This is a genomic window from Cystobacter fuscus DSM 2262 (assembly GCF_000335475.2).
Lineage (GTDB): Bacteria > Myxococcota > Myxococcia > Myxococcales > Myxococcaceae > Cystobacter > Cystobacter fuscus.
Map to the genome: position 1 here is coordinate 1 of NZ_ANAH02000037.1, position 9,387 is coordinate 9,387.

The 9,387-nt window shown below is 67.9% G+C and carries 10 protein-coding genes; 6 read left to right on the plus strand and 4 right to left on the minus strand.

Going from position 1 to position 9,387, the window contains the following annotated elements:
* The first annotated feature begins 90 nt into the window (after positions 1-90).
* The 3 genes from D187_RS36730 to D187_RS36740 all read left to right on the plus strand — a co-directional run bounded on the left by D187_RS36730 (position 91) and on the right by D187_RS36740 (position 3,516).
* Positions 91-1,611 carry a glycoside hydrolase family 10-like protein gene (locus tag D187_RS36730; protein ID WP_155893850.1) on the plus strand — a complete coding sequence of 507 codons (1,521 nt, stop codon included), beginning with the start codon at positions 91-93 and terminating at the stop codon, positions 1,609-1,611.
* Positions 1,612-1,995: 384 nt separating this feature from the next.
* Positions 1,996-2,760: a hypothetical protein gene (locus tag D187_RS50925; RefSeq protein ID WP_002632510.1), complete on the plus strand. Its 765-nt coding sequence runs from the start codon at positions 1,996-1,998 to the stop codon at positions 2,758-2,760.
* A gap of 300 nt (positions 2,761-3,060) precedes the next feature.
* A complete protein-coding gene (locus tag D187_RS36740; RefSeq protein WP_002632511.1) occupies positions 3,061-3,516 on the plus strand; it encodes an Imm26 family immunity protein in 456 nt (151 codons plus the stop codon).
* A 252-nt stretch (positions 3,517-3,768) separates the two neighbouring features.
* On the opposite strand, the gene D187_RS36745 is transcribed toward D187_RS36740, so the two are convergent.
* Positions 3,769-4,650, minus strand: coding sequence for a LysR family transcriptional regulator (locus tag D187_RS36745; protein WP_002632512.1), 882 nt, complete (start codon positions 4,648-4,650; stop codon positions 3,769-3,771).
* 74 nt (positions 4,651-4,724) lie between these two features.
* On the opposite strand from D187_RS36745, the gene D187_RS36750 reads away from it, so the two are divergent.
* On the plus strand, positions 4,725-5,723 hold the full coding sequence (locus D187_RS36750; protein WP_043433390.1) for an NAD(P)-dependent alcohol dehydrogenase: 999 nt from the start codon (positions 4,725-4,727) through the stop codon (positions 5,721-5,723).
* Between the two features lie 95 nt (positions 5,724-5,818).
* Here the strand turns inward: D187_RS36750 and D187_RS36755 are convergent, their stop codons facing one another.
* Positions 5,819-6,457 carry a TetR/AcrR family transcriptional regulator gene (locus D187_RS36755; protein ID WP_002632514.1) on the minus strand — a complete coding sequence of 213 codons (639 nt, stop codon included), beginning with the start codon at positions 6,455-6,457 and terminating at the stop codon, positions 5,819-5,821.
* A gap of 101 nt (positions 6,458-6,558) precedes the next feature.
* Between D187_RS36755 and D187_RS36760 the strand changes: the two genes are divergently transcribed.
* Positions 6,559-7,560: an NAD-dependent epimerase/dehydratase family protein gene (locus tag D187_RS36760; protein WP_002632515.1), complete on the plus strand. Its 1,002-nt coding sequence runs from the start codon at positions 6,559-6,561 to the stop codon at positions 7,558-7,560.
* 157 nt (positions 7,561-7,717) lie between these two features.
* On the opposite strand, the gene D187_RS50930 is transcribed toward D187_RS36760, so the two are convergent.
* Complete coding sequence (locus D187_RS50930; protein ID WP_155893852.1) at positions 7,718-8,314, minus strand: hypothetical protein; 597 nt, start codon at positions 8,312-8,314, stop codon at positions 7,718-7,720.
* A gap of 238 nt (positions 8,315-8,552) precedes the next feature.
* On the opposite strand from D187_RS50930, the gene ybiA reads away from it, so the two are divergent.
* Complete coding sequence (gene ybiA / locus D187_RS36770; RefSeq protein ID WP_076606298.1) at positions 8,553-8,861, plus strand: riboflavin biosynthesis intermediates N-glycosidase; 309 nt, start codon at positions 8,553-8,555, stop codon at positions 8,859-8,861.
* Here the strand turns inward: ybiA and D187_RS36775 are convergent.
* On the minus strand, positions 8,858-9,175 hold the full coding sequence (locus D187_RS36775; protein ID WP_002632518.1) for a hypothetical protein: 318 nt from the start codon (positions 9,173-9,175) through the stop codon (positions 8,858-8,860). The genes ybiA and D187_RS36775 overlap by 4 nt on opposite strands.
* Positions 9,176-9,387 lie beyond the last annotated feature (212 nt).

Below are 9,387 nucleotides of genomic sequence, written 5' to 3' on the forward strand. Positions count from 1 at the left end.
CTGGCGCACACGAATCGTCTGACACCTTCTCGCCTTCTCGGGGGCGAGAGGCATCGACGGCGAGTGCTACAAGCCGCTACATTGCCGCGCGTGCGGAAGACCCTCCTGACCACTGGCCTGGCGTTGCTGCTCTCCTCGTGCGGTGAGGTCCCGGACCCCAGGACGCCCGGGGTCGTGGAGCCCGAGCCCCCGGCGCCCGAGCCCGAGCCGCCTCCCGGGATGCAGCGCGTGGAGGTGTCACATGCGCGCGAGCTGCGCGGGGTGTGGGTGGCCACGGTGTCGCGGCTCGACTGGCCCGCGGCCGCCGCCCTGCCGCCCACGGAGGGCCGGGCCTCGCTGGACAAGCTGGTGGAGGAACTGGCGGCGCTCGGCTTCAACGCGCTCTTCTTCCAGGTCCGCCCGGAGTCCGATGCGCTCTACTCCTCGTCACTCGAGCCCTGGAGCCGCTTCCTCTCCGGCACGCAGGGCGTGGACCCCGGGTGGGATCCGCTCGAGTACCTGCTCGGAGCGGCCCACGCGCGGGGCCTGGAAGTGCATGCGTGGGTGAACCCCTACCGGGGCCTCGCGTCCACCACGGTGGTGGCCGCGCCGGGGCACGTGACGAAGCAGCTGCCGGACGCGGCGGTGACCTACAACAACGCCGTGGTGATGAACCCGGGTGAGCCCTCGGTGCGCCAGCACGTGAAGGCCGTGGTGAAGGACCTGCTCGACCACTACGACGTGGATGGCCTGCACTTCGACGACTACTTCTACCCGTACCCCGACAGCAAGAGCACGCCCTTCCCGGACGACGCGACCTACGCGCGCTACCAGGAGGCGGGCGGCACTCTCGCCAAGGGGGACTGGCGGCGCGACAACGTCAACACGCTGGTGCGCGAGGTGATGGAGCTCATCGTCGCCGAGCACCCGCACGTGCGATTTGGCATCTCGCCCATCGGCATCTGGAAGAACGGCGAGCCGGTGCCCGGCTTCGACGCCTACAACGCCATCGCGTGTGACGCCGTGACGTGGATGAAGGAGGGGTGGATCGACTACCTGGCGCCGCAGCTCTACTGGCGCGAGTCGTCCAAACAGGCCTACTCGACGCTGTCCACCTGGTGGGCGAGCCACCCGCGGCCCGGCGTGCATGTCTTCCCGGGCCACGCCGTGCACAACCTGTCCGCGGAGCTGCAGAACTGGCCCCTGTCGGAGATCAGGGATCAGGTCTCCTTCACCCGCGGGCTGCGCGCGAGCAACGCCCAGGGCGACCTGCACTTCCGCGCGAAGTTCATCCTCGATGACACCAAGGGCGTGAAGGCGCTCTTCCGGGACGAGCTGTATGGGCAACCGGCCCTGCCTCCGGCGGTCTTGCGCCCAGGTTCGACCGTGGCGCCCCCCGAGCCCTTCGTGACGCTCGAGGGCCACTTGGCGCACGTGACGAACCCACGGCCGCTCGACACGCGCTTCCACCTGCTCTATCGCGAGACGTCCCCCGGCAAATGGAAGCTCGAGCGCGTGGTGGGCGGAGCCCAGGCGGTGTTCGAGGTCGACAGCGGCACGTGGGCCGTGAGCGACCTGGGCCGTGGCGGCGCGGAGAGCCAGGGCGTGCGCTTCACCGTGCCGCCTGGGTAGGCGTCCACGCGAAGAGCGGCCGAGAGCCCCTCCTTGTGAAAGCGCCGGTGCAACTCGCAGGTGAAGAGAATGTTCTCGAGCTTCGCCGTGCCGTAGGCGAGCGCAGGCGTGAAGACACGATCGTGATTGAGGTCGTCCGCTGAGAAGGCGTCAAAGGACCCGTTCCGACCTCTCGTCTCCTACGAATCGTCTGACACCTCTCCGGGGACACCTCTCCGGGACACATTCTCCGAGCTCTCTCCTCGAAGCCCGGCTGGCTCGTCGAACCAATGAAGACATCCTGCTCGCATCTACCTTGAAGGTTGACTCCCGTGCCACGATGCGCGAGCGTCGCGAGGACGTACTCCGGGCCACCACGCGGAGTGATTGAAGGAGAAGGCGCGAGTGTCAGACGAGAAGGACTGGAAGATGGGCGGGAGCTACCCGGGGATGGAACCGGGTCTGGGATGCCTCCACGATGCGCACCACCCCGATACGGGCGCACCGGGGCTGGTGTTGACGTCAGACGAGCGTGTGGACTGGAGTTTCCAGGACGACTGGCGGGTGAGCCTGTCGTGCAAGCGCGATTCGGCCACCGTGAAGCTGCTGGTGGAGGAGGCGCCCGCGGAGGGAGAAGTCTCGACACTGGTCAACATGTTCGTGCTGATCACCAGCGCCTTCTCGCGCGTGGAGGACCATTCCCGGCTCCAAGCCCACCTCACCTCGAAGCCCGAGGCGCGAAAGCCCGGGTGGATGGCTCGTCTCCCGCTGCCGAGGAACGTAACGGGGTGGGCCTTCGCGGGACTTGTGGTGCTCGCCCTGAGCGCCTGCATCTACGGCCTCCAGGCGGTACGCACTCCCGAGGACACGACGAGCCAGTCACCTGACGCAAGCGCTGAAACCTTCGCGCAGGAGCCTGACTTCATCAACGCGGTTGAACCGGAAGCGACCGGCATCGCGTATCCCCTACCCGCGAAGCCGTACAAAAAGCAGGCGGTTCCGCCCTGCCAGACGACGCTCGGTGAAGAGGAGATCAATGGCGGCTGCTGGATGGACATGAACCAGAAGCCGCCGTGCTACGCGAACCGGGCCGAGTACAAGGGCAAGTGCTATATGCCCGTCTCCAAGGACCGCAGCGGCGATAGCCCCGCGCAAGCCGTGGACCCGTAAATGTAGACGCGCGCGTCCTACGCGCGTCACACCACGAGACAAGCGAAAGTGGATAGGTTCGATGTTGGGAGCGCCATTGACTATGGCCAGAGATATGATGACGTCGCGTATTGGAGGATTCGCGGGAGAGAGCAGCAGTTGATTGATTCCCTGGGAGGCGCCCGCTCCGACACCGGAGAGCCCTATCGCACCGAGAATGCCGTACGCGGCGTGGCGAAGGACAACCCGCGAGGTCGGCGGTTTGACGAAGCCGCCACGGAGTTGTGGGGCCCGATTCACCCTTACGCGGGATATTAGCAGATGCCGCGCCTCTATAAGTCCGGATCGTTCTTGAGAATTCCCCTCGCGGACGGCTCCTTTGGCTACGGCTGGGTGCTGAACATGCCGCATGATGCCTATTACGATTATAGGACCGACACTCCGGATTCAGACCTGGACCGGATTGCCTCCATGCCCATCCTCTTCAAGATCGCTGTCCGCCATATGGACGAGAGGGGGTGGGAAGTCATCGGGTGGAGGAAACTGGAAGAGCAGTTTTCTCAACCCATCGTTCAGTTCATGCAGGACCGGGGGAACTTCCGCGACTGCTTGATCTTCGACACCGTCGGCAATGAGAGAAGTGCGGAACCGCAAGAGTGCATCGGGCTCGAGCGCGCCTCTGTTTGGGAAGAGGTGGGGGTGGAGGAACGCCTTCTCGACACCTTCATGGGACGGCCCAACGCCACTGCGGAGCGACACAAGGTCCGCCTGAAATAGGGGAACCTCCAGCAGATGAAGACTGGCAACCAGGACCGCCATACCAAGGCCCAGGCGCAGAACACCAATGCCCTCAACGCGATGCAGGAGATCGCGAATGGCGGCAAGGAGGTCCGGCTCTTCCTTCTCTCCATGGACACTACCTCCCGTGTAGCCGACTTACGAGGTATGTCCACAAAAACGGATCAGGCCCACGAGTCCTTTGACACCGTCTCCGGGACACCGTCTCCGGCTTGTCCGATGGTGCGCGGCCTATGCGCTCCCCTCAAGTGCGCGCTGATGAGGTTTGAAGGCGTCGTAGACATGGTCCATGAAGGCACGAATCCGCCTGTTGTTGCGAAGCTCGGGCAACGTCAGCACCCAGAGATCGCGCGCCTCTTCGGAGAGGCGCGCTCCCACGCGCACCAGCCCTGGATCGGCATCGCCGTCGAAGCACGCCAGGAAGGTGACGCCCATGCCGGCGGAGAGCGCGCGCCGGCGGACCGCGAAGTCGTCGGAACGCAGCGACACCTTGGCTCCCGGCGCGTTCCGGGCCAGCCAGTCATCGAGCCAACGCCCATCGGAGCGCTCGTCCGAATGCAGCCACGGAAAATCCGCGAGGGTGGCACCAGGGCCCAGCCGATCGACGAGTGAACGCGCGGCGTAGGCCTCTAACTGCATTCGACCGACGCGGCGGCCCACCAGGCCCTCCGCCGGATTGTTGCCCAGACGCAGCGCCACATCGGCCTCGCGGCGAATGAGCGACACCTGCTCATTGGTCACGCCGAGGGTCACCTCCACCCCGGGATAGCGCTGGATGAAGCTGGAAAACACCTCGGGAAAACCCGCGAACAGGAAGTCCACCGTCGAGACCCGCAGCCGGCCGCGGAGCTCGGCGTCACGGCCCAGAAGCCGCCCCTCGGTCACGTGGATCTCCGCCTCCAGCCGCGCCGCGGTCTCGGCCAGCTCGTCGCCGGCGGCCGTGGCCGCGAAGCCTTCTTCGGTGCGGTCGAAGAGCCGGACGCCCAGCCGATCCTCGGCCTCCTTCAGGCGCCGCCCGACGGTGGTCCGGGAGACCCCGAGGGTGGCGGCGGCGCCGGACAACGTCTTCTCGCGGTGGATCGCCAGCACGTAGCGAAGGTCGTCCCAGTCCATGCGCACATTTTTGCACGCCGGCATCCCGAAATCATGCGTGGGGCGCCAGTTTCCGCACGCGTAGGGTGGTCCTCATGCGAACCATCTTGCAAAGTGGTTACGGAGAGCCTGAACGCGTCCTGGTGCAGGGCGAGAGCGACATCCCCACGCCGGGCGACGGCGAAGTCCTCGTCCGTGTGCACGCGACGTCGGTGAACACGCCGGACTGCATCGCCACCCTCGGAGTTCCCTACGCGCTGCGCCTGGTGTCCGGCCTCCGTGCGCCCATGTCGCCGGTCCGCGGCTCGGACGTCGCCGGCGTCGTGGAAGCGGTGGGCGCCCACGTGACCGGCTTCGCACCCGGCGACGCCGTGTTCGGCTCGGTGTGGACGGGAGGTTACAAGCGCGGCGCTCCTGGGACCTTCTGCGAATACACCGTGGTCCCGGCGACACAACTGGCGCACAAGCCGGCGCAGCTCAGCTTCGAGGAAGCCGCCGGGGCGGTGATGTCGGGCGTGACGGCGCTGGTGGCCATGCGCGATGTCGCTCGCGTCCGCGCAGGTCAGCAGGTGCTCGTCAACGGTGCCTCCGGTGGCCTGGGGACGTTCGCCGTGCAGATCGCCAGGGCCTTGGGTGCCAGGGTCACGGGCGTGTGCAGCACGAGGAACGTCGAGCTGGTGCGTTCGCTCGGTGCCTCCCACGTCATCGACTACACGCGGACGAGCTACCTGGAGCAGGACGCGCGCTACGACGTGGTGATGGACAACGTGATGAACCACCCTCCGTCGGTCTCGGCGCGCGTCCTCACCGCGAATGGGATGTTGCTGCCCAACAGCATCGGCAGCATCGGCACCCACAAGTGGCTGGGAACGCTGCCCAGCATGGCGTTCGGGGCGCTATTCAAGTCCAGGCAGTGGCGCACGATTCAATTCGTCCCGTCACGCAAGAACCTCGAGGACATCGGCGCGCTGATTCAATCGGGCGCCGTGAAGGTCGTGATCGACAGGACCTATCCGCTCGCGCACGCCGGCCAGGCCGTGGCGCACATGGTGAGCAGGCGCGCGCGCGGACAGATCGTGATCAGCACCATGTAGGCAACGGCGAGCAGGCGTCCCCCCTTCCGGGGAAGGAGTCAAAGGACTCGTTCCGACCTCTCGTCTCCTACAAATCGTCTGACACCTTCTTCCGCTCAGCGCTTCGTGGCGGGCGCGTGGAGGATGAGGCTCGCGACGGAGACGCCCACCGCGCGGCCCATCCCCTCCAGTTCCGGCAGGCGCGCCGCCTTGTGCCCGAGGAACCCCTCCGTCCACAGCGAGGTGAAGCCATGCACCGCGCTCCAGGCGGACACCGCCACCACCCACGTGTCCGGCTCGGATAGCTCCGGGCGGGCCTCGGCCACCGCGCCGCGTATCAGTTCGAACGACTCCGTGCCCAGGCGGTGGTACTCCTCGAAGCGCGGCTCCTTCAGCTCCGGCAGGAACATGACGCGGTAGTGCGCCGCGTGCTTCACCGCGAACTGGATGTAGGCCGCCGCCATCCCCTCCAGCCGCTCCGCCCAGCCGCCGCTCGCCTCCCGGGCCTGCTTCATCGCCGCGTTCAGCGCGACGAAGCCCTCCTCCGCCACCGCCGCCAGCAGTGACTGCTTGTCCGGGAAGTGGTGATAGGGCGCCGCCGCGCTGACGCCCGCCCGCCGCGCCACCTCGCGCAGCGACAGCTCCGCCACGCCCTCTCGCGCCAACACCTCGAGCGCCGCCTCCACCAGCGCCCGCCGCAGGTCGCCGTGGTGGTAGCGCGCCCGCCTCTTTTCGCCCGTGCCTCGCTGCGCCATCGCTTCCCCCTCCTTACCGCCCCCGGGCTCCGAACGCTCATCTTGACACCGCTCAGATGAGCCGTTATCTCAATTTGAGCACTGTTCAGATTGGAGGCGGAATGAAGGCGTTCGTGACGGGAAGCACGGGGCTGTTGGGCGTCAACCTGGTGCGGCTGCTGCGCGAGCGGGGCCATGAGGTGCGCGCGCTGGCCCGCTCGCCGGAGAAGGCCCGGCGGCTGTTGGGGGACACCGGCGCGGAGGTGGTGGCGGGGGACTTGGAGGACGTGGACGCCTTCGCCCCGGCGCTGGGCGGCTGCGACGTGGTGTTCCACACGGCCGCCTACTTCCGGGAGTACTTCGGCCCCGGGGACCACTGGCCCGCGCTGGAGCGGCTCAACGTCCACGCCCCCCTCCAGCTCGCGAGGGTGGCGTCGCGCGCCGGGGTGCGCCGCTTCGTGCACACCGGCTCGTCGAGCGTGATTGGCCGCGCGAAGGACGGTGGCCCCGGGGACGAGAGCTCCCCTCCGGACCGGCTGGCACAGAGCAACCTGTACGCGCGTAGCAAGTTGGTCGCGAGCGAGCGCCTCCATGCGCTCGCGCCCGAGTTGCGCCCCATGGAGGTAGTGGAGGTGCTGCCAGGGTGGATGTTCGGCCCGTACGACGCGGCGCCCACGGGGAGCGGGCAGTTGGTGCTGGACTTCCTCCAGGGCAAGCTGCCCGGCGTCTTCGAGGGAGGGGCCTCCATGGCGGACGCCCGCGACGTGGCGGACGGAATGCTGCGCGTGGCGGAGCAGGGCCGCGCGGGGGAGCGGTACATCCTGTCCGGAGAGTACGCCTCGCTCGTGGACGTGACGCGGGAGCTGGCGGCGCTCTCGGGCCGGAAGCCGCCGAAGAAGCTCCCCTACCCTCTGGTGCTGGGCGTGGCCGCCACCTCCGAGCTGTGGGCGCGGATGAGCGGGAAGAGCACGGCGATGACCGTGGAGGGCGTGAGCACCATGCACGCCCGCAGCACCGTTTCCTCAACGAAGGCCCGAGTGGAGCTGGGCGCGAGCTTCCGGCCCCTGGCGCAGACGCTCGCCGACGAGCTGGCGTGGTTCCGCGAGGCGGGGCGGGTCTCCTGAGGGCAGGTCCAGGCGTGCACGGTGCGCACCGAGGCGGACACGTGGTCGTGCCTCAGCCTCTAAGCCACCCGAAACGTGTCCTCCTGCAGCTCCGAGTCCGCCTGCTTCCACGGCGACCGGCGCCGCGCGATGCTCAACGTCGCCTACTCCTGGTAGTTCAGAAGACGCCGCCCAGCCCCACCTGGGCGCCCTTCTGGGAGAAGGACAGCAGTGGCTGGAGCCGGGCGCGCCGCTGGAGCGCCCGCGCGGGCACGGCCGGTTGCGACAACTCGTAACCCAGGTGCGTGCCCACGAGCCCCAGGGCGAGGCCCACCGGCCAGAACTCGAACGTCCTGCTCGCCAGGATCAACGAGATGCCCGCCCCGAACCCAGCGGTGGCCCCGAGCATCGTCGCCCACAGGCGGCCATCGCCTCCCACCCATTCCCCACCGCCCCAGACGCCCAGGGAGTAACCCAAGGCGACGCCCAGGGTCGCTCCGCCCAGGCCGGGTCCAAGGCATTGCAGACCCGAGAACCAGCCGCCTCCGCTCGGCGTGCACAGCGCGTCCGCCACGAGGGCGCCTCCGACACCGCCCGCCACGGCGGCGAGTGAGCCCAGCCCGACGCCCGCCAGGATGCGCACGGCTCGAGGATGGCTCCGCTCCTCCACCGGCGTATCCCGAGCGAAGTCCGCGAACGCCTCGGCGCGCGCCACGCCGGGCAGGAGCATCCACACACACAACAGCCAGGAGAGCCGGGACCGAATCACAGTCATGAAGTCATGGGACTGCAAGCGCCCGGCCACCCCTGGAGCCAGGAGATTGGCCTTGAATGAGCACCCTCGTGCACACCCCAGGCACCTCACCTGTGAACGCCCCAACACAGACCGCGGTCACGAAGACTGCTCATCCTCCCCGTATGACGGGGTGATGTGGCTCGCAATGGCATACGACTCCTGAAGCAACCGAGCGCCGTGCGCCGCACCGGCCGCCCGTGAGTTCCAGGATTTCGGCCTGGATGTCCTCTGGTTCCATGCCAGCAAGGCGCGTACGCCAGCCATTGCCGCGGAGCTCGGCCGCGATCGCCATCAGAAGCCGCGGCGCGACTGGGAGTCGGTGAAGGTGGCGGTGATGCGTGACGCCCTGCGCGCCAAGTTCACCCAGCACCCGGAAATGCGCGAACTGCGGCTCGGTACTGGGGACGCGAAGCTCGTCGAGCATACGGAGAACGACGACTACTGGGGCGATGGCGGGGACGGCCGCGGCAAGAACATGCTGGGCCGTCTCCTCATGCAACCGCGGGACGAATTGCGCGCGGGCTAGAAGTACGGGCAGAGGTACACGTCGCGGCCACAGGCGTCACGCTCGACGCAGTAGCCGCCATCGCTCGTCTGCCAGGCGTAGGCCTGAGGCCTTCCGGGGCCACAATTCACGTACCGGTCGGGCACCGGGCAGTCGTTCGGGCCGTCGCAGTCGCTCTCCGCGTACTCCGCGGCCCGCTGCGTGGCCAGGGGTGCTTCGGTGCCGGAGGCCATGGGCTCCTCCTCGGTGACTCCCCCACATCCCGCCAGCGCCAGACCGCCCAGCATGAGCAACGAGCGGCTCCAGGACTTCACACGTTCCGACAAGAGGATCATCGAGCTCTCCCAGTGATGAGTGTCCGCGTCGAAGGGAAGACGCGGGGCGGTCATCTTCGCACGAAGCGCCCAGGGCAGGCCCACCGGCGGGTGCGGCGGGGCGCGTCGCGCGGGTCTGTGTTACCTGTGACGCCCTGGGAAGGCATCAAAGGACTCGTTCCGACCTCTCATCTCCTACGAATCGTCTCCTGTCGGGTAGACCGGGGCAGTTG